Genomic DNA, 19,153 nt, shown 5'->3' on the forward strand with positions numbered 1-19,153 from the left:
GGCGAGGATATCGTCACGCCGGAATGCGTTTGTACGCCTATCGACCGACACGCGACGCCGTCCCCTGCCTGCGGGCCAGCAGGCCAATCGAAATCCGAAGAGATCGATCCTGATCGCTCGCTGATGATATCAAATTGAAATGCCCCCACGTTTAGAGGGCCTATCCTCATATCTACCAAGACCGGCTTAAGCGGCCAACCAGCGGTTGGCACGACGCACACTGTGGGCCGGGCGGCGACCTCCGCAATATCCCACCGTCTCGATGGAAGGTTTTGCGGAAATGCGAAATCAAACCGCGTTACTATATCAACCCAACGCCATGGTTCTGATGGACCTGGAGAGTGTGCTGCTGGAACTCGGCTTTACCTGCACCACAACCCTTACGCCGCCTGCAACCGTCAGGGCGGGCTATTCTCTTGCCGTGCTTCATCTGGACCAATCGGCTCGTGACGTCGTTCCGACGCTCGTTGCGCAAGGGACGGCGGTCATCGCAATCTCATCGAGTAGCCTTCCGGATTTGCCGGAGCATGTCAGCTATCTGGCGGCTCCGTACCTTTCCGGTGACCTCGTGACGATGGTCGGCTCGCTCACTGACCCACTCCACCGGCGTCGCCCGCCCCAGCTTGAGACCCTGCAGAGGAGGGCGGCTGCTAAGCTGGTGGCGCCCTACGCCAGGCGCCTGCACGATTGGCATAGCAGGGTCGCGCGTCTCAGTGCTATCGGCAGCTTCCGCCGCCCCACGCCTCACGAACGGCAACTGTTGATCGCCAAGATCGCAGGCTTGCGAGAGGAGGTCCGGCGAGCTCACGTCGAGATGGAGTCCGTCACGCGGAGCAGCCCGCGGCATACCCTTATTGATGATGTTGAAACCGGCCTGCTGAAGGTGATGCAGGACCTGGCGGAACTGGGTGCCACTATAGACTGACCAACTGGGGTGGGTAGTGCCGCGGAGCATCCGCGGCACCGTTGTCAGTGGAGATCGCGCGATCCCTCGGGACCAGGCCATCGGCCCCTGGATCGATGCCTACAACACCACCAGGCCACACGCTGCCCTCGGTGGCATCAGCCCATTCCAAAGACTGAACAACCTGGTTGGTAACGGCAGCTAGGCATCGTCATCGGCTCCATAGTCGACGGGATTCCGGAGTCGATCATCTTCGGTTCCAGCAAGCGAGCGGCCAAGCAATAAGCATCGCGTTTCTCTCGGCAGTCGCGATATCCAATATTCCCCAAGCAGTCACCGCCATAGGCGGACCTGGCGGCGAGTGGTTGGCGGTGGCAACGGATTCTCGGCGTGGTGCTTGAGACCGTAGCTGCCCATTTTCCGGTTAGGCAACTTGGTGCGGCCCTGGCGCGACAGGTGGATCAGGGCCAGCTCGAACTGGTCCGCTGCCCAGGCAGACTCGTAGGCATGCTTCCGGCGCTCGGCCAACAACGCGAGCCTTTCCTCACGAGACTTGCGCTGTTCCTCCGGGCCACCTTGCCAGATGGAATCAAGCCTCGCTCGGTCAGCGCCGGATGTTCGTTGAGAACCCCGGTGAGCATTGACTTCGCGATCGCGTGGGAAAGCGGACGGTCGGGACGACCTCCTGAGGCCGTCGGATTGCCCAGTAATGTCACGAAGACGCTCTCGTCCGGCAAGACTCTGACGGGGCCATTGGCTAGTCCGGTCGGTAGGCCGGCATAAGTCCGAAAACCGCAACCCCGAGCTGCCGCCTCCATGCGAAGGCTGGAGCCGGAATCTCATCGGTCGGCAGCAGGACGCCATTTGAGCAGCGGCGGGGATGAAGATCGGCGTGCGCTGATTAGTACGAAAGTTCCGCCGTTCTACTTGGCGACAGGTTCGGAGACACGGTCCAAGAAAATATCCCGGAGGCTGGGTTGAGTCGTCAACCCCGCGGCCCCGGCTGTGTCGAGCCGCCCTATTGTAGGTCCGGTCCTTTGCTGCGCCACGCTCTCGCTCGACGCGGGCCAACCACGCAAGCGCCTCAATCGCTGGGGGCTGCCGCGGACAACAGGACTCGGAAGCTACAGATCGTCGCTTTCTGTCTGATGGTCGGGGCAGAGTGATTCGAACACTCGACCCCCGGTTCCCAAAACCGGTGCTCTACCAGGCTGAGCTATACCCCGAACGGGCACTCCGTACCGGCTGTCGCGGGAAAGCGCAAGCGTGGGCCTATCGTGTCGTGCGTGTTGACGTCGGGCGCGTCAGTCCCCATCAACAGGCCATGACCGATTTGAGCAAACCCTGGCCCTTCGGGCTGTCGCGCCGGAACGCACTGTTCTTCCTCGCCGGCTTCGCCGTCCTGATCGTGCTGCTTCACTTCCTCGACCGGCCGCTGTCGGCCTGGGGCACGGGGCTTCCCCATGATGTGCGCGCCGTCTTCGAGTGGATCACCGAATGGGGGGAGTCGGGCTGGATCCTCATTCCGGCGCTGGTCGCCTGGCTCGTCGCCTGGCTGCTGTCGCTGGTGACGCGGGACAATATCAAGCGGGCGCTGGCCGAAGTGGCGTCCGTCGCCGGCTTCATCCTGCTCGGCGTGGGCCTGCCGGGCCTCGCCTCCGCCATTCTGAAGCGCGTCATCGGGCGCGGGCGTCCGGAGACCTGGACGGTCGACAATCCGCTCAGCTTCCAGTGGTTGAACTGGGGCGCCTACGACTACCAGAGCTTCCCGTCGGGTCACGCGACCACGGCGTTCTCCCTGGCTGCGGTGGTCGCCTTCCTCTGGCCCCGGGCCTTCTGGCCGGCGATGGCGTGTGCGGCGCTGATCGCGTTCTCGCGCATCGTGGTGGGCGCGCACTACCCCACCGACATCACCGCCGGCGCGGTGCTCGGCGTTCTGGGCGCCTATGCCGTGCGCGAGCTGTTCGTCGCGCGCGGCTGGCTGTTCACCTCCTCCGATGGCCGCACCGAGCGTCGCCCGCTTGCGGCCATCACGGGCCTCTTCAGGCGCTGATCGAGCCGTAGCGCGCGAGCGCTGCGGCCATGTCGGCCTTGAGGTCGTCGAGACCCTCGAGCCCGACATGCACGCGGAAGAGCTGGCCGCGCGCCGTCCACGGCACGGCCGTGCGGATGTTGCTCGGGTTGAACGGGATGCAGAGGCTCTCGTAGCCGCCCCAGGAATAGCCCATGCCGAAGAGCTGGAAGCCGTTGACCATCGCCGCCACGGCGTCGCGGTTGCGCGGCTTCAGCCGGAAGGTGAAGAGGCTGCCCGAGCCGGTGAAATCGCGCTTCCAGATCGCGTGGTCGGGGCTGTCGGGAAGGGCAGGGTGGTACACCTCCTCCACCTCCGGCTGCCCGGCGAGCCACCTGGCGAACTCCACCGAGGTTTCGTTGTGGTGCTTCATGCGCACCCCGAGTGTCCGCATGCCACGCAGGGTGAGGTAGGCGTCGTCGGGCGAGATGGTGACGCCGAAGATGCGGTGCGTTCGCTTCAGCCGGGGCCACAGCTTCTCGTTGGCCGAGACCGTCCCCACCATGGCGTCCGAATGGCCGACGAACATCTTGGTCGCCGCGTGCATGACGATGTCGGCGCCCATCTCGAGCGGCCGGTGATAGAGCGGCGTTGCCCAGGAGTTGTCGACGATCACCGTGATGTCGCGCGCATGCGCCGCTGCCGCGATGGCAGGCAGGTCCTGCATCTCGAAGGTCAGCGATCCCGGGCTCTCGACGAAGATCGCCCGCGTCTTGTCGGTGAACAGCTCGGCTACGCCGGCGCCGATCCGGGGATCGTAGTAGCGCGTGGTTATTCCGAGCTTGGCCAGCCCTTCCGTCGCGAAGGTGCGCGTCGGCTCATACGCGGAGTCGGTCACCAGCAGCTCGTCGCCGGCGGACAGTGCGCTCAGCAGCGCGGTCGACACCGCCGACAGCCCCGACGGCGCGAGGACGGTTCCGGCTGCGCCCTCGAGCTCGCTCACGAGGTCGGCCAGCGCCAGCACAGTGGGGTTGTCGTTGCGCCCGTAGCGGTACGGCGCCTTGTAGTTCTCGAGCTCGTCGAGCGTCTCGAACAGGATCGTCGAGCCTCGGAACACCGGCATGTTCACATAGCCGAGGTGATCCCGCGAGGCGCGCCCACTATGCGTGAGAATGGTCTCTGGGGACGCGGAAGCGCCGCTTTCGCGGTCTTTTTTGGTCATCTCAGGCTCTGCCTAAATCAACGTCAGGAGGGATAGTTGAACAAAAAACAGTCAGTCTTGCTGCCCCATTTCGGCCATGGAGCTTGACGCAACCGTCAATTGCCGCTTCGATGCTACCAGCATCACACCCGCCGTCAAAGGCGGAGGTGCCGCCGGCAAGCAGGGCTGGGGCCGCGCTTCCCGGACGAAACAGGGTCAGGAAACAAGGTATAACACCAATGATCAAATCGCTTCTTTCGGTCGCGCTCGCGGCGGGCCTCGGCCTTTCCGCGTCCGCAGCCTACGCACAGACGGCGGCTTCGCCCACCCTCGATGCGATCAAGGCAAAGGGCTACGTGCAGTGTGGTGTGACCGGCGGCGTGCCGGGCTTCTCGGCGCCGGACTCGAACAACGTGTGGTCGGGCCTCGAGGTCGACTACTGCCGTGCACTCGCCGCGGCGATCTTCAACAACCCCGACTCCGTGCGCTACACGCCGCTGACCTCGCAGGAGCGCTTCACCGCGCTCAGCGCCGGCGAGATCGACGTGCTCTCGCGCACCACGACCTGGACCATGAGCCGCGACACGCAGCTCGGCATCAAGTTCATCGGCACGATGTTCTATGACGGCCAGGGCTTCATGGTCCGCAAGGCCGACAACATCGCCTCGGCTCTCGATCTGAGCGGCGCCGCCGTCTGCATCGAGTCCGGCACCACGACCGAGCTGAACGCGGCCGACTACTTCGCCGCCAACAACCTCGAGTTCAACACTGTGGTGTTCGTGGACCAGGACGAGGTGGTGAAGGCCTACGAAGACGGCCGTTGCGACGTCTACACCACGGACTCCTCCGCGCTCGCCGCCGAGCGTTCGAAGTTCGCCAACCCGGATGATCACATCATTCTGCCCGAGATCATCTCCAAGGAGCCGCTCGGCCCGGTGGTTCGCCAGGGTGACGATGGCTGGTTCAACATCGCTCGCTGGACCTACTTCGCGCTGCTCGAGGCCGAGGAACTGGGCGTCACCCAGGCCAACGTCGACGACATGCTGGCCTCCGACAACCCGGCCATCAAGCGCCTGCTCGGCGTTGAAGGCGACTTCGGTACCCCCATCGGGCTGACCAAGGACTGGGCCTACCAGATCATCAAGGCACTGGGTAACTACGGCGAGATCTACGATCGCCACGTCGGCCCGGATACCCCGATCGGGCTCGCCCGCGGCCTGAACGCCCTCTGGAAAGACGGCGGTATCCAGTACTCGCCGCCGATCCGTTAAGGACGGTTCGAATAACAGCCCGGCGTTGCGTCAGCGCCGGGCTGTCCGATTCAGCGGCAATGGCTTGGCGGAGCCATGGCCGACTGTGCTAGACTCTTCTCCTGGGCAGAGGAGATGCATGACCCATGGCATCCTTCGACTCGGCGCAACCGGCGCCGCAGAGGACCTTCTCCCTCAACGACCCCGTTGTACGGGGCGTCATCTACCAGATCGTCGTTGCGGCACTGGTGATCCTGTTCCTGGTCTGGATCATCAACAACACGGCAATCAACCTCAGGGCGCAGAACAAGACGTCCGGCTTCGACTTCCTCTGGAAGACCGCCGGCTTCGACATCAGCTTCTCGCTGTTCCCCTTCGACCGGACCTCCTTCTACTGGGAGGCGTTCCTCGTCGGCTTGACCAACACCATTCTCGTGGCCGTGATCGGCATCGTGCTGGCCACCTTTCTCGGCTTCACCATCGGCATCGCGCGGCTGAGCTCGAACTACCTGATCTCACGGCTCGCGACGGTGTACGTCGAGACCATCCGCAACATCCCGCTGCTGCTGCAGCTGTTCTTCTGGTACTTCGCGGTGCTGAAGACCATGCCGGCGGTGCGCAATTCCATCCAGCTTCCGCTGGACACCTTCATCAACCAGCGCGGCCTGTTCGTTCCCAAGCCCATCTTCGATGACCAGTTCATCTTCGTGCTCGCCGCCCTCGTGGTGGCGGTCATCGGATGGATCGCACTTGGCCGCTGGGCCAAGGCGCGGCTGGAGCGCACCGGCGAGCGCTTCCCGGTGTTCTGGGCCGGTCTTGGCGCTTCGATAGTGCTGGTCGCGATCGTCTGGTTCGCTTCGGGCGCGTCGTTGGCCTTCGATCCGCCGGTGCTCAACCGCTTCAACTTCAAGGGCGGCCTCGAGCTGCCGCCCGAGCTCGTGGCGCTGGCACTGGGCCTCACCATCTACACCGCCTCGTTCATCGCCGAGAACGTGCGCGCCGGCATCCAGTCGGTGAGCTACGGGCAGACCGAGGCCGCCCAGTCGCTCGGCCTCAAGGAGAATGACCGGCTGCGGCTGGTGATCGTCCCGCAGGCCATGCGCGTGATCATTCCGCCGCTCACCAGCCAGTACCTGAACCTGACCAAGAACTCCTCGCTCGGTGCCGCCATCGGCTACCCCGAGCTGGTCAACGTGTTCACCGGCACGACGCTCAACCAGACCGGCCGCGCCATCGAGGTGATCTCGCTGACCATGCTGGTCTACCTGATCCTGTCGCTCGGCACCTCGGCGCTGATGAACTGGTACAACGCCCGCGTGGCGCTGGTGGAACGCTAGGAGCCGATGATGACAGACATTGCCTTCGTCCGTTCCGAGATTGCGCCGGCCATGCCGGCTCCGCGTCGCGTCACGGGTATCCTCGCCTGGTTGCAGAAGAACCTGTTCTCGAGCGTCACCGACTCGATCCTCACGATCCTGGCGGTGCTGTTCCTGCTGTGGCTGCTGCCCAACCTCTATGGCTTCCTCATCGGCCGCGCCGTACCGCCCGGCGGTACGGTGGAGCAGTGCCGCGTCGAGAACGTCGGCGCCTGCTGGGCCTATGTCGCCAGCGAGATCGAGTTCTTCATCTACGGCTTCTATCCGATGGCCGAGTACTGGCGGCCCAACATCGTGTTCGCGATGCTGGCGCTGCTGGGCCTCCCGCTGCTGATCCCGAAGTTCCCTTTCAAGATCGCAAACGCGGTCCTGTTCTTCGTGGTCTTCCCGATCGCCTCGGTGATCCTGCTGTCCGGCGGCATGTTCGGGCTGAAATACGTGCCGACCGAGCAGTGGGGCGGGCTCCTCGTCACGCTGATCATCTCGGTGGTCGGGATCTGTACGGCCCTGCCGCTCGGCATCCTGCTGGCCCTCGGCCGGCAGTCGAAGCTCCCCATCATCAAGACCCTGTGCGTCTGCTTCATCGAGCTGATCCGTGCGGTGCCGCTGATCACCGTGCTGTTCATGGCCTCGATCATGCTGCCGCTGTTCATGCCGCAGGGCATGACGGTCGACAAACTGCTCCGGGCGCTCGTGGGTGTCACGCTGTTCTCGTCGGCCTACATGGCCGAGGTGGTGCGCGGCGGCATGCAGGCGATCGGTCGCGGCCAGTACGAGGCGGCGTCCGCGCTCGGGCTGGGCTACTGGAAGCGGATGGGCTTCGTCATCCTGCCGCAGGCGCTCAAGCACGTTATCCCCGGCATCGTGGGCAACTTCATCTCGCTCTTCAAAGATACCTCGCTTGTCTACATAGTGGGCATGAAGGATCTGCTCGAGGCGGTGAAGACCAAGAACGATGCCATCGAGTGGGCGGCGCCTACCCAGGCCATCAGCGGCTACATCTTCGCCGCTGCCGTGTTCTGGATCTTCTGTTTCTCGATCTCCCGATACTCCCGCTACTGGGAGCGCCGGCTCAATACAGGCCACAAGAGGTAGCCTATGTCAGACGTATCCCCCGCGGTCGTGAACCGCGGCATCGACACCTCGCTCATGCAGGTGAGTGCGACCGAGGTCGCGGTCGAGATCATCGGCATGAACAAGTGGTTCGGTGATTTCCACGTTCTGCGCGACATCAACCTCAAGGTGATGAAGGGCGAACGCATCGTCATTGCCGGGCCTTCGGGCTCCGGCAAGTCGACGCTGATCCGCTGCATCAACCGGCTCGAGGAGCACCAGACGGGCCAGGTCATCGTCAACGGCGTCGAGCTGACCTCCGACCTCAAGCGCGTCGACGAGGTGCGCCGCGAGGTCGGCATGGTGTTCCAGCACTTCAACCTGTTCCCGCACCTCACGATCCTGCAGAACCTGACGCTGGCCCCGATCTGGGTGCGTGGCGTGCCCAAGGCGCAGGCCGAGGAAACGGCGATGATGTACCTCGAACGGGTGCGCATCCCCGAGCAGGCGGCCAAGTTCCCCGGCCAGCTCTCGGGCGGCCAGCAGCAGCGCGTGGCGATCGCCCGCTCGCTCTGCATGAACCCCAGGATCATGCTGTTCGACGAGCCGACATCGGCGCTCGACCCGGAAATGGTCAAGGAAGTGCTCGAGGTGATGATCAGCCTCGCCGAGGAAGGCATGACCATGCTCTGCGTCACGCACGAGATGGGCTTCGCCCGGCAGGTCGCCAACCGCGTGATCTTCATGGATCAGGGGCAGATCATCGAGGAGAACGAGCCCGAGGCCTTCTTCTCCAACCCGCGCCACGAGCGGACCAAGCTGTTCCTCAGCCAGATCCTGCATTGACGCGACACTCCGCCCTCTCCTCGGAGGGGAGGGCGGAGACGCGCCGCATCCGCCCAAATTCGGCTGCGCGACAACGCCGCCTTGACCCCACCATGGCTGATCTGGATATTGCGCGCCGAGGGCGAGCAGGAGCAGCAAGATTGACCATGGCGGTTGCGGCCGTTTGGCGGAGCCTCGTCCGCATCATCACATGCCTGGCGGTCCTGGCGCCCGCGATCGCATTGGCACAGAAGGCGGAACCGGCTGGCCCGACGCTGCAGGCGATCCGCGACCGCGGCCACGTGATCTGTGCGACCGTCGACCCTATCCCGGGCTTTGCCCAGCCCGGCGCCGACGGGCGCTGGACCGGCTTCGACGTCGATTTCTGCCGCGCCGTCGCGGTGGCGATCTTCAACGATGCCAGCAAGATGGAATTCGTGACGCTCTCGGGCGACAGCCGTTTCGCCCAGTTGCAGACCGGCAGCATCGACCTGATCGCTCGCAACGCGCCCTGGACCATGCGCCGCGACACCAGCTACGGCGTACGCTACGTCGCCAACTCGTTCTACGACGGTCAGGCGATCATGGTGCCGCAGTCGCTGGGCGTCGTTTCGGCCTACGAACTCGAGGACGTCACGGTCTGCATCCTCGATGAGCCCGAGCAACTGGCCAACCTGCGCGAATTCTTCTTCGGCACGCAGGCTACCTATGACGAGGTGCTCTACGAAGACCGCGAGGATCTGGCGGTGGCCTATCACAACGGCCTCTGCAACGCCGTCTCGGCCCCGGCCAGCTTCCTCAACGCGGTGCGGCGCAGCCTGTCCGAGCCCTCGACCCACCGCATCCTGCCCGAGCGCATCTCCAAGGACTCCTTCGGTCCGGTGGTGCGCGAGGGCGATGACCAGTGGTTCGACATCGTCGAGTGGACGCTGTTCGCGCTGATCAACGCCGAGGAATCGGGGGTCACGTCGGCCAACATCGAATCCCTCGCCGCCGCCAAGACGCACCGCATCCGCCGGCTGCTCGGCCTTGAAGGCACGTTCGGGCCCTCGATCGGGCTCGACCGCCTGTTCATTGCCAATGTCATCAGGGCCGTGGGCAACTACGGCGAGATCTTCGAGCGCAACTTCGGGCCCGCTACCGGCGCCGCCGTGGTTCGGGGACAGAATGCGCTGTGGAGCAATGGCGGCCTGATCTGGGCGCCGCCGATCGAGTAGGGCTGCAACTTCCCCTCACCCTGACCCTCTCCCCAGAGGGGAGAGGGGACGCGGTTTGCACCGCCGGTGCCATCACCCCCTCTGGGGAGAGGGCAGGAGTAAGGGGCTGTCGCGAGCCGCGCGGGCACCTGACTACCCGAACAGCACCGAGACCCGGCGGTTGATGGCGCCCTTCTTCTCGATCTTGCCGAGGCGCAGGGGGCCGATCTCGCTGGTGTTCCGGACGTGCGTGCCGCCGCAGGGCTGCAGGTCGATGTCGCCGATGCGGACCAGCCGGACGCGGCCCTGGCCAACCGGTGGCTTGACGTTCATCGACTTGATGAGGCCGGGGTTGGCCGCGAGCTCTTCGTCGCTGATCCACTCCGCCGAGACGGCGTGGCCAGCGTTCACCAGATCGTTGAGCTTGCTCTCGATCTCGTCCGCGTCAGGTGCGTCGGGCAGGTTGAAATCGACCCGCCCCTTGTCCTCGGCCACCGAGGCGCCGGTGATCGGGTAGGGCAGCACGACAGTCACGAGGTGCAGCGCCGTGTGCATGCGCATCAGCTTGTGCCGGCGCTCCCAGTCGAGATGCGCGATCACCTCTTCGCCCGCGGCCAGCGGTGGCTGGCCCTCGGCCGCCAAGTGCACGATCGCCGTCTTGTCGCCATCCGGATGAATGGTGCCCGCGAGGTTGATGAACGAGCCGTCGGCGCGCTCCAGCCGTCCGGTGTCGCCGGGCTGGCCGCCCGATGTCGCATAGAAGATCGTCCGGTCGAGCACGATCCCGCCCTCGGGCGTGATCGCCGCCACCAGCGTCGGCAGCGAGCGGACATAGCTGTCCTCTCGAAAGATGAATTCAGTCACGCAACAGGCTCCGCCTCAACGACTGCGTGCCAGTCTATGGGCGTCCCGGGCTCAAGCCAATGCGGCACCGGCAGGTTCTTCGAGCGCAGGAATTCCGGGTTGAACAGCTTGCTCTGATAGCGGTTGCCGTAGTCGGCGAGGATGGTGACGATGGTCTTGCCCGGGCCGAGGTCGCGCGCCAGCCGCACGGCGCCGGCGACGTTGATGCCGGACGAGCCGCCGAGGCAGAGCCCCTCGTGCTCGAGCAGGTCGAAGACGTAGGGCAGGGCCTCGCTGTCGGGGATCTGGTAGGCCCGGTCCACCACGACGCCCTCGAGGTTGGCCGTGATCCGGCCCTGGCCGATACCCTCGGTGATCGAGTTGCCGGAGCTCCTGAGCTCGCCTGTGGTGTAGTAGCTGAACAGCGCCGCGCCCTCGGGATCGGCGAGGCCGATCTGGATGTCCGGGTTCTTCGCCTTGAGCGCCATCGAGATGCCGCCCAGCGTGCCGCCCGAGCCGACGGCGCAGATGAAGCCGTCGATCTTGCCGCCGGTCTGCTCCCAGATTTCCGGGCCGGTGGTCTCGATGTGGGACTGCCGGTTGGCGACGTTGTCGAACTGGTTGGCCCAGATGGCGCCGCCGGGCAACTCGCGGGCGAGCTTTTCGGCGAGGCGGCCCGAGAGCTTCACGTAGTTGTTCGGGTTCTTGTAGGGCTTGGCGGGAACCTGGATCAGCTCGGCGCCGAGCAGGGTCAGCGCGTCCTTCTTTTCCTGGCTCTGCGTCTCGGGGATGACGATGACCGACTTGTAACCGAGCGCGTTGGCAACCATCGAGAGGCCGATGCCGGTGTTGCCGGCAGTGCCCTCGACGATGGTGCCGCCCTTGCGAAGCAGGCCCCTGCGCTCGGCATCGCGGACGATGAACAGCGCGGCGCGGTCTTTCACCGACTGGCCGGGGTTCAGGAACTCCGCCTTGCCCCAGATCTCGCAGCCCGTCGCGTCGGACACACGGTTGAGCCGGATCAACGGCGTGTTGCCGATGGCGGAGATAACGTCGCGGTGGTTGGTCATGGGATCAAGGGCTTAGGGGAAGGATGGGGCAAAGTAGGGGGCACCAGCCGGCATGCCAAGAGATACGGCGCGGATTGGGTAACGCGTGCCGCCGCTTAGCAGAAATAGATTTTCGTTTGCGCGCGCCTCCCAGTGCTGCCGTTTCCACTGTGACGATCGGGCGACAAGCTCCACCTTTTTCGGATCGGGTCCGCGCAAACCAGTGGAATAGTTGACTGATTTAGTAGTCTGTACGCGCTTGCCGGGTAGGCAGAGGACGCGTTATTTCACAGCTCCCAAGCAATACTCTTACCCCAGCGCAAATGACCAATTCCGGCCCGCGTGGGCTCAGCCACCTGAAGTCCCTCGAGTCCGAGAGCATCGAGATTTTCCGCGAAGTCGCGGCAAGTTTCGAGCGCCCGGTGATGATGTATTCGATCGGCAAGGACTCCTCGGTCCTGCTGCATCTGGCCCGCAAGGCCTTCTACCCCAGCCGGATTCCGTTCCCGCTGCTCCACATCGACACGACGTGGAAGTTCAGGGAAATGATCGCCTTCCGCGACCGGATGGCGAAGGAGCACGGCTTCGAGCTGCTGGTGCACACCAACCCCGAGGGGCTGGCGGCCAACGTCAATCCGTTCGACCACGGCTCGTCGCGCTATACCGACATCATGAAGACGCAGGCGCTGCGCCAGGCCCTGAACGCGGGCGGCTACGATGCCGCGATCGGCGGGGCCCGCCGCGACGAGGAGAAATCGCGCGCCAAGGAGCGCATCTTCTCGCACCGCAACGCCCAGCATGCGTGGGACCCCAAGAACCAGCGCCCCGAACTCTGGCGCATCTTCAACACCCGGCTGGCACCGGGCGAGAGCATGCGCGTGTTCCCGCTGTCGAACTGGACCGAGCTCGACATCTGGACCTACATCTATTCCGAGGGCATCGAGATCACGCCGCTCTACTTCGCACGGCCGCGGCCGGTGGTGGAGCGCTCCGGCACGCTGATCATGGTCGATGACGAGCGCTACCGGCTCGAGCCCGGCGAGAAGCCGCGCGAGGAGATGGTGAGGTTCCGCACCCTGGGCTGCTACCCGCTCACCGGCGCCATCCGCTCCGATGCCGCCGATCTGCCTTCGATCATCATGGAAATGCAGGCTTCCCGCACCTCGGAACGCGAGGGACGGCTGATCGACAGCGACCAGGCCGGCTCGATGGAAAAGAAGAAGCAGGAAGGGTACTTCTGATGGCCAGCGTATCCATGACCGCCCCCACCGCCGAAACCGCCCTCGATCTCTGGCTGGCCGAGCAGACCGACAAGGGCCTGCTGCGCTTTCTCACTTGCGGCTCGGTGGACGACGGCAAGTCGACGCTGATCGGCCGGCTGCTCTACGATAGCCAGCTGATCCTAGACGACCAGCTCGCCTCGCTCCGCAAGGAAAGCCGCAACCGCACGACCGGCGACGAGGGCATCGACTTCTCGCTGCTGGTCGACGGGCTGACGGCCGAGCGCGAACAGGGCATCACCATCGACGTCGCCTACCGGTTCTTCTCGACCGACAAGCGCAAGTTCATCGTCGCCGACACCCCGGGCCACGAGCAGTACACCCGCAACATGGCGACCGGCGCCTCGAATGCCGATCTCGCCATCGTGCTGATCGATGCGCGCAAGGGCGTGCTCACCCAGACGCGCCGGCACAGCTTCATCCTCAGCCTCATCGGCGTCAAGCACGTGGTGCTGGCGGTCAACAAGATCGACCTCGTCGGCTACGACGCCACCGTCTTCCACGCCATCGAGGCCGAGTACCGCGCCTTTGCCAAGGACCTCGGCTTCGAAAGCCTTGTCGCGATCCCGGTTTCGGCGCTCAGGGGTGACAACATCCTCGCCGCCAGCGAACACATGCCGTGGTATCACGGCCCGCAGCTCGTGCCTTATCTCGAGACCATCGAGGTCGGGAGCGACCGCATCGAGAGGCCGTTCCGCTTCCCGGTGCAGTGGGTGAACCGTCCCAATCTCGACTTCCGCGGCTTCTCGGGCACCGTCTCGGCGGGTTCGGTCAAGGTCGGCGACGACATTCTCGTCGCTGCCTCGCGCAAGCCAGCGACCATCACGCGTATCGTCACCATGGACGGCGACCAGCAGCGCGCCATCGCCGGCGAAGCCGTGACACTGGTGCTCGACCGCGAGGTCGACATCTCGCGCGGCGATGTGCTGGTGCATCCCGGCGAGACGCCTGACTATTCCAACCAGTTCCAGGCGCGCCTCGTCTGGATGAACGACGAGCAGGCCATTCCGGGCCGCTCGTATCTGCTCAAGCTGGGCGCGCAGCTGGTTCCGGCCTCGATCACCGACCTCAAGTTCCGCACCAACGTCAACACGCTCGAGGAGAGCGCGGCCAAGACGCTGGAGCTGAACGAAGTCGGCACGGTCACTATCGCCACCGACAAGCCGATCGCCTTCGACAGCTATGGCGACAATGCACTGTCGGGCAGCTTCATCCTGATCGATCGCATCTCCAACGCCACGCTCGGCGCCGGCGTGATCGATTTCGGCCTGCGCCGCGCCCAGAACCTGAGCTACCAGAGCTTCGACGTGAACCGGAAGGTGCGCGCCGAGATGAAGGGGCAGACGCCGCAGATCGTCTGGTTCACCGGGCTATCGGGCTCGGGCAAGTCGACCGTGGCGAACCTCATCGAGAAGCGCCTGACCTCCGAGGGCCGGCACGCCTACATCCTCGATGGCGACAATGTCCGCCACGGGCTCAACAAGGACCTCGGCTTCACCGACGAGGCGCGCGTGGAGAACATCCGTCGCGTGTCCGAGGTGGCGCGGCTGATGGCCGATGCCGGGCTGATCGTCATCGTCTCGTTCATCTCGCCCTTCCGCAACGAGCGTCGGCTGGCGCGCGAGATCGCCGGCGACGTGAAGTTCACCGAGGTGTTCGTCAACACGCCGCTCGAGGTCTGCGAGGCCCGCGATCCCAAGGGGCTGTATGCCAAGGCCCGGCGCGGCGAGATCGAGAACTTCACCGGCATCTCGAGCCCGTACGAAGCGCCGGAGAAGCCGGACATCGTGCTGCACGGCGCCCTGCAGGACCCCCTCCAGATGGCCGACGAGCTCTTCGCCAAAGTGTTCGAGTGGGACACGGGGTACTCGATCTAGGGGCTGCTTGCGCTGCACGCCTAGTTGCGGGGCCGGCTGATGCCGCTGCATTCCACTGGGTTCCCGCTTTCGCGGGAATGACGGCGGTGGTGGTCTGGACGGCGGCGGAGTTGGTGCGTGCCGTCAGGTGAAGAGGGTCGGGTAGAGGTCTTTCCAGCTAGCGTTCGTCTTCTCGATCGGTTCGATCTTCCAGGCCCGGTTCCATTTCTTCAGCTGCTTCTCTCGGGTGATGGCTGACTCGGCGGTGCCGCGCTGTTCGAACCAGACGAGCCGATGGACGCCGTACTTGCTGGTAAAGCCGGGCACGAGGGCCTCCCTGTGGATGTAGACCCGCCCCACGAGGTCGCTGGTGACCCCAATGTAGATCGTGCCGCCCATTTTGCTGGCCAATATGTAAACGTGGAAATCCTTGTCCATCGGGGCCCTCGTCGGGGCCTAACCTAGCCACGACGTCATTCCCGCGAAAGCGGGAACCCAGTGCCGAGCGCTCGGCATGCCCCTGATCCCGGCCCGCTTCCCTGCAGAGATGGACCTCTCGTGAGGACCACTGGATAGTCCGTCCCATTCGCTGGCGCTGCGTACAAATCGATGCAACAATGCTGTTGGGTTGATCGGTTTTCTTCATGCGCAACGTGCTTCGCCTTGGGTTTTGGCTGCTGCTCCTGTGGATGCCGGCCGGGCTGGCGTACGCGTCTTTTGATGACTCGCGAACCTGGTTCGAGCGCCTGTCCGACGCGGAGCGGACGGCGACTCAGGCGGACCTGATCCTGCTCGGCCACTACCAGCATCTGGTCGATGGCCGGTTCGGCCAGGGGACGTTCGACGCGATCGCGGCCTTCCAGAAGAGCCAGGGCAAGTCGGGGACCGGGGTGCTCTCCGATCCGGAGCGCAATGCCCTGCGGGACGCGGCGAGCAAGGTCGACAGCCGGCTCGGCATCGAACTGGTGAGCGACACCATGGCCCGGGTCGCCATGATGATCCCGGTTGGCCTGCTCTCGATCCGCAACCCGACCGATGTCGGCACCTCCTATGTCAGCGCCGATGGCGAGATTTCGCTCGAGACGATGCACGCCTCGCTCGCCGCGCAGTCGTTCGAGGAACTGTTCGCCGTCATGACGAGCCCGGATCCGGAGCGGATCGTCACCTATCGCAACTTCGGCACGAGCCGCTTCGTCGTCTCCGGCCAGATCGGCGACTACTCGTTCTATACGATGTTCGTGAATGCCGACGGCGAGGCCATCGGCTACTCGCTGGCCTGGGGCAAGACCTACGAGGAGGAGGGGCCGATCGCCTCGGTCTACATCGCCTCGCATTTCACGCCGATCGGCAGCCTGCCCCCGCCGCTCGAGGTGCGCAAGGCGCAGGGCGGTGCGGGACCGGCGCCTGCCGCGTTCCGGCTGCCCAAGGACAATCCCGACCTGATCGTCTTCAGCGCCGATGTCACCGATGACAGCGCGACCGAATTCGAGAATGCGCTCGCGAAGCGGCCAAATGCGAAGATCCTTGTGCTCAACAGCGCCGGCGGTTCCGTCGACGCCGCCGTGGAGATGGCCCGCGAGGTTCACCGCCGGGGCATGAAGACCTACGTCCCCGCGGACATGGGCTGCTACTCGGCCTGCGCCTACATCTTCCTCGGCGGCTCGGACCGGCAGGTCGATGGCGAACTGGGCGTGCACCAGATCTCGGCGGAGGTCGCCGACCTGGTGATGGCCCAGAATGCGCTGGGCGATGTGCTCGATGCGCTGCAGATCTTCGGCGTCCACCAGCAGGTGATTTCGCACATGCTGCGCACGCCGCCCGATGACATGTACGTCTTCACGGCCACCGAACTCGATGAGTTCGGCATCCTGAGCGGGGACAGGATCGAGATCGCGGTTTCCCTGGACGACAAGGCGCAGCCGGCCAGCGGTGGCACGGTCTATGTCGAGCTTTCAAAGCTCACCGACGCCGACGCTGCGGAGCGCTCGCGGGAGTATGCGGCTGATCGCTGGGACGTGCTGTTCGGAGGGATCGAGCCGGAGGTCGAAACCTCCGGCGAGATCTATCGGGTGCGGCTGCCGACCGCTTCCCTCGAACGGGCCAGTGAAATCTGCGCCGCCATCAAGGCCGACGGCGGCGGTTGTTACGTGGCCGGCAGCTGACGATCAGCTCGGTATCGGGCACTCGGACGACTGACGCCCGAACTCGGGATATTCCCATTCGCAATCCGGCTCGCGTGGCGGCGGACGGACGCCGTCGCCGGTCGGGGCGAGCGACTTGAGTTCGTACTGTCCGCTCCCACCGCAGACGGGATCGGCATTGAAGGCCGGGATATCAGTCCACAGCAGCTTCTTGCAGTGGAAGTACTCTTCGATATGCGCCTTCTGCTTGTCCGAAAGGCCGGAAAAGGCAGTGGCGGCGGTGGCGGAGAGGGAGATGCTGGCGGCAACAGCCAGCGATGCCACGCCCAGGAGACGCAGCAGATCGGATCTACGCATTTACTTGCTCCAGTATCGGCCGGTCCCCAAGACGGCCCGGCATGTTGCGACGCGCCGGCAACCGCTTGGTTACCAAACCGGAAACCGGCGTGGTTACCAAAACACTAACGGAACCAATGGGCAAGCGTCCCGCAGCGGCGACCTGCTGCCGTGGTTAAGGCGGGAACGCGTAGGAGAGGGGAGTCGCGGGCAGAAAAATGCCCCCGGCAAAGTGACCGGGGGCCAGTGCTCGCTTCGCAGGCTAGAACTGGAAGTTGATACCGGCACGAACCACGTGGAACGCGACGTCACTGTCAGCGGTGAAGTCGATCCCGTAGTCGTCGAAGTTGATGATCTCTTCCGACCCGAGGTCGGTGAAGAGATATTCGGTCTTGAACGTGATGTTGTCGGTCAGCGCATACTCGACACCGGCGCCGATCGTCCAACCGAAGCGATCGTTCTCGACTTCGTTGTCGATTCCGATCTCGTCGAAGATGTCTACGTTATTGTAGCTGGCGTTGACCGAGGATGTGGTGCGGCCCCAGGCGACACCGCCGGTGCCGTAGACCATGAACCGATCGTTCACCCAGCCGGCGCGGCCGCGCAGGGTCGCGAACCAGTCGAGGCTGGTTCCGATGTCCGCATCGAAGCTGTCGTTCCCGGAGTCGACGTTGATCGAGACGCGCCCGTCGATGCTGGACCCCTGGATGTCGCCTTCGATACCGAACAGGAAGTTCTCGTCGAACTGCCAGTTGTAGCCGCCCTGGATACCGCCGACGAAGCCGCCGGCCGTGATATCCGCGCTACCCGACAACGCATACTCAGAGTAGCAATCGTTGTTGTAGTCGCCTTCTCCTTCCCCTTCATCGAGGACGATCTGGGGATAGTAGTGGCACAGATCGAACGGGTGCTTGAATTCGCCGCCGCCATAGCCCCCGTTAACACCGACGTAGAAACCGCTCCAATCGTAGATCGGCGCGACATAGACCGGCTCGACAATTGGTAGATCAGCCGCAACTGCGCTCGTGGTGAGCAGGCAGGCAGCCCCGAGTAGTAAAAGACGTCCCTTCATTTCATACCTCCGAAGTGGGCCGCTTCCTGACCCCATGCCTATCGGAAGTTAGGCGACGTTTTGCGCCGAGTCTTTAACGTGGCGGCACTTCAGCAGAGGTGTTGCAGTAGTGACAAAGAAGTGGCAAGTGTACACTACCGTACTGCAGCGTAATACGAGTCTGAAAGACAATGAGAATTACAGTTGTGGCGCAGAAAAAAGCGACAGCAATGCTGCTGTGGATTGCGCGGTTTACGGCGCAAAGTTGATGAACGTCCAATTTACGCCAATATTTGCGCAATTTGTGACGATCCGTGGCGGAGTTGTGGCGGGCGTTAGAAAGCGTACGGAGATTGCTTACGCCTTGTCGGGGGCGCTTTCGGCCGCGACCGGGGTGTCTTCAGCGTCGAGATCCGTGGCTTTCACGCCATGATCCATGCCCCAGTCTAGGGTCTCGAGCTTGAGGGTATCGAACAGCGCGTCGGTGCTGACCGAGCGGCCATCGAGCTTGCTGAGGACGGAAGAGAAACGCGCGCCAAGATCGGCGGGAGCTTCGACGGCAGTTACGGGGACCACGGCAGTTGCGCTTTCACCAAGGGAGCGACGGAGCCGGGCATGCCCCCGGCGTTGCGGGTGCGGAGCTACTGCAGGATCTTGGGATTGCTTCTTACGCAAAGTACAATTTCGCTTTCGTTCGGAAAGCGCGCTGTATGTGAAGCAACAGCTTCAGCGCAGGTTTCTACCGCGCTTATGTGAGTACCGACCTGAACCGCGAATGAAA

At 64.2% G+C, this 19,153-nt stretch carries 18 protein-coding genes and 1 tRNA gene; 11 read left to right on the forward strand and 8 right to left on the reverse strand.

The annotated features are described in order from the left end of the window. Positions 1 to 280 precede the first annotated feature (280 nt). The gene (locus tag PRN20_RS10895) at positions 281 to 925 is read left to right on the forward strand and encodes a hypothetical protein (protein ID WP_273957376.1); all 645 of its coding nucleotides are present in this window, start codon (positions 281 to 283) and stop codon (positions 923 to 925) included. A 16-nt stretch (positions 926 to 941) separates the two neighbouring features. Further along, positions 942 to 1,109, forward strand: coding sequence for an integrase core domain-containing protein (locus tag PRN20_RS22870; RefSeq protein ID WP_443112550.1), 168 nt, complete (start codon positions 942 to 944; stop codon positions 1,107 to 1,109). A gap of 944 nt (positions 1,110 to 2,053) precedes the next feature. On the opposite strand, the gene PRN20_RS10900 is transcribed toward PRN20_RS22870, so the two are convergent. Next, positions 2,054 to 2,130, reverse strand: a tRNA-Pro gene (locus PRN20_RS10900). A gap of 98 nt (positions 2,131 to 2,228) precedes the next feature. On the opposite strand from PRN20_RS10900, the gene PRN20_RS10905 reads away from it, so the two are divergent. After that, positions 2,229 to 2,957 carry a phosphatase PAP2 family protein gene (locus PRN20_RS10905; RefSeq protein WP_273957377.1) on the forward strand — a complete coding sequence of 243 codons (729 nt, stop codon included), beginning with the start codon at positions 2,229 to 2,231 and terminating at the stop codon, positions 2,955 to 2,957. Here the strand turns inward: PRN20_RS10905 and metC are convergent. Further along, the gene (gene metC, locus PRN20_RS10910) at positions 2,947 to 4,137 is read right to left on the reverse strand and encodes a cystathionine beta-lyase (protein ID WP_273957378.1); all 1,191 of its coding nucleotides are present in this window, start codon (positions 4,135 to 4,137) and stop codon (positions 2,947 to 2,949) included. The two genes, PRN20_RS10905 and metC, sit on opposite strands and share 11 nt — an antisense overlap. Before the next feature lie 218 nt (positions 4,138 to 4,355). On the opposite strand from metC, the gene PRN20_RS10915 reads away from it, so the two are divergent. The 5 genes from PRN20_RS10915 to PRN20_RS10935 all read left to right on the forward strand — a co-directional run bounded on the left by PRN20_RS10915 (position 4,356) and on the right by PRN20_RS10935 (position 9,837). Then, the gene (locus tag PRN20_RS10915; protein ID WP_273957379.1) at positions 4,356 to 5,387 is read left to right on the forward strand and encodes an amino acid ABC transporter substrate-binding protein; all 1,032 of its coding nucleotides are present in this window, start codon (positions 4,356 to 4,358) and stop codon (positions 5,385 to 5,387) included. Between the two features lie 125 nt (positions 5,388 to 5,512). Next, positions 5,513 to 6,703, forward strand: a complete 1,191-nt coding sequence (locus PRN20_RS10920) for an amino acid ABC transporter permease (RefSeq protein WP_273957380.1) — start codon at positions 5,513 to 5,515, stop codon at positions 6,701 to 6,703. A 9-nt stretch (positions 6,704 to 6,712) separates the two neighbouring features. Next, the gene (locus tag PRN20_RS10925) at positions 6,713 to 7,837 is read left to right on the forward strand and encodes an amino acid ABC transporter permease (RefSeq protein ID WP_273957381.1); all 1,125 of its coding nucleotides are present in this window, start codon (positions 6,713 to 6,715) and stop codon (positions 7,835 to 7,837) included. Positions 7,838 to 7,840: 3 nt separating this feature from the next. Then, positions 7,841 to 8,641 carry an amino acid ABC transporter ATP-binding protein gene (locus PRN20_RS10930; RefSeq protein WP_273957382.1) on the forward strand — a complete coding sequence of 267 codons (801 nt, stop codon included), beginning with the start codon at positions 7,841 to 7,843 and terminating at the stop codon, positions 8,639 to 8,641. Between the two features lie 146 nt (positions 8,642 to 8,787). After that, positions 8,788 to 9,837 carry an amino acid ABC transporter substrate-binding protein gene (locus PRN20_RS10935; RefSeq protein ID WP_273958062.1) on the forward strand — a complete coding sequence of 350 codons (1,050 nt, stop codon included), beginning with the start codon at positions 8,788 to 8,790 and terminating at the stop codon, positions 9,835 to 9,837. Positions 9,838 to 9,969: 132 nt separating this feature from the next. Here PRN20_RS10935 and PRN20_RS10940 read toward each other — a convergent pair whose 3' ends face one another. Next, positions 9,970 to 10,680 carry an alanyl-tRNA editing protein gene (locus tag PRN20_RS10940; RefSeq protein WP_273957383.1) on the reverse strand — a complete coding sequence of 237 codons (711 nt, stop codon included), beginning with the start codon at positions 10,678 to 10,680 and terminating at the stop codon, positions 9,970 to 9,972. Beyond that, positions 10,677 to 11,729 (reverse strand): cysteine synthase A, encoded by a 1,053-nt coding sequence (locus PRN20_RS10945; protein WP_273957384.1) that lies wholly within the window; start codon positions 11,727 to 11,729, stop codon positions 10,677 to 10,679. Before PRN20_RS10945 ends, PRN20_RS10940 begins: the two co-directional genes overlap by 4 nt. A 302-nt stretch (positions 11,730 to 12,031) precedes the next feature. Here PRN20_RS10945 and cysD point away from each other — a divergent pair, with 302 nt between their 5' ends. Continuing rightward, the gene (gene cysD, locus PRN20_RS10950; protein ID WP_273957385.1) at positions 12,032 to 12,949 is read left to right on the forward strand and encodes a sulfate adenylyltransferase subunit CysD; all 918 of its coding nucleotides are present in this window, start codon (positions 12,032 to 12,034) and stop codon (positions 12,947 to 12,949) included. Further along, positions 12,949 to 14,865 (forward strand): sulfate adenylyltransferase subunit CysN, encoded by a 1,917-nt coding sequence (gene cysN / locus PRN20_RS10955; protein ID WP_273957386.1) that lies wholly within the window; start codon positions 12,949 to 12,951, stop codon positions 14,863 to 14,865. The genes cysD and cysN overlap by 1 nt, the downstream gene beginning before the upstream one ends. 123 nt (positions 14,866 to 14,988) lie before the next feature. Here cysN and PRN20_RS10960 read toward each other — a convergent pair whose 3' ends face one another. Continuing rightward, positions 14,989 to 15,282, reverse strand: a complete 294-nt coding sequence (locus PRN20_RS10960; RefSeq protein WP_273957387.1) for a GIY-YIG nuclease family protein — start codon at positions 15,280 to 15,282, stop codon at positions 14,989 to 14,991. A 206-nt stretch (positions 15,283 to 15,488) separates the two neighbouring features. Here PRN20_RS10960 and PRN20_RS10965 point away from each other — a divergent pair, with 206 nt between their 5' ends. Continuing rightward, positions 15,489 to 17,006 (forward strand): peptidoglycan-binding protein, encoded by a 1,518-nt coding sequence (locus PRN20_RS10965; protein WP_273957388.1) that lies wholly within the window; start codon positions 15,489 to 15,491, stop codon positions 17,004 to 17,006. Between the two features lie 3 nt (positions 17,007 to 17,009). Here PRN20_RS10965 and PRN20_RS10970 read toward each other — a convergent pair whose 3' ends face one another. From PRN20_RS10970 to PRN20_RS10980, 3 genes are all read right to left on the reverse strand, one after another. Next, the gene (locus tag PRN20_RS10970) at positions 17,010 to 17,342 is read right to left on the reverse strand and encodes a hypothetical protein (protein WP_273957389.1); all 333 of its coding nucleotides are present in this window, start codon (positions 17,340 to 17,342) and stop codon (positions 17,010 to 17,012) included. Positions 17,343 to 17,583: 241 nt separating this feature from the next. Next, positions 17,584 to 18,393 carry an outer membrane protein gene (locus PRN20_RS10975; protein ID WP_273957390.1) on the reverse strand — a complete coding sequence of 270 codons (810 nt, stop codon included), beginning with the start codon at positions 18,391 to 18,393 and terminating at the stop codon, positions 17,584 to 17,586. Positions 18,394 to 18,729: 336 nt separating this feature from the next. Further along, entirely contained in the window at positions 18,730 to 18,948 is a 219-nt protein-coding gene (locus tag PRN20_RS10980) for a hypothetical protein (RefSeq protein WP_273957391.1), read from the reverse strand. Positions 18,949 to 19,153: the final 205 nt, after the last annotated feature.

This window comes from Devosia sp. ZB163 (assembly GCF_028613635.1).
Lineage (GTDB): Bacteria > Pseudomonadota > Alphaproteobacteria > Rhizobiales > Devosiaceae > Devosia_A.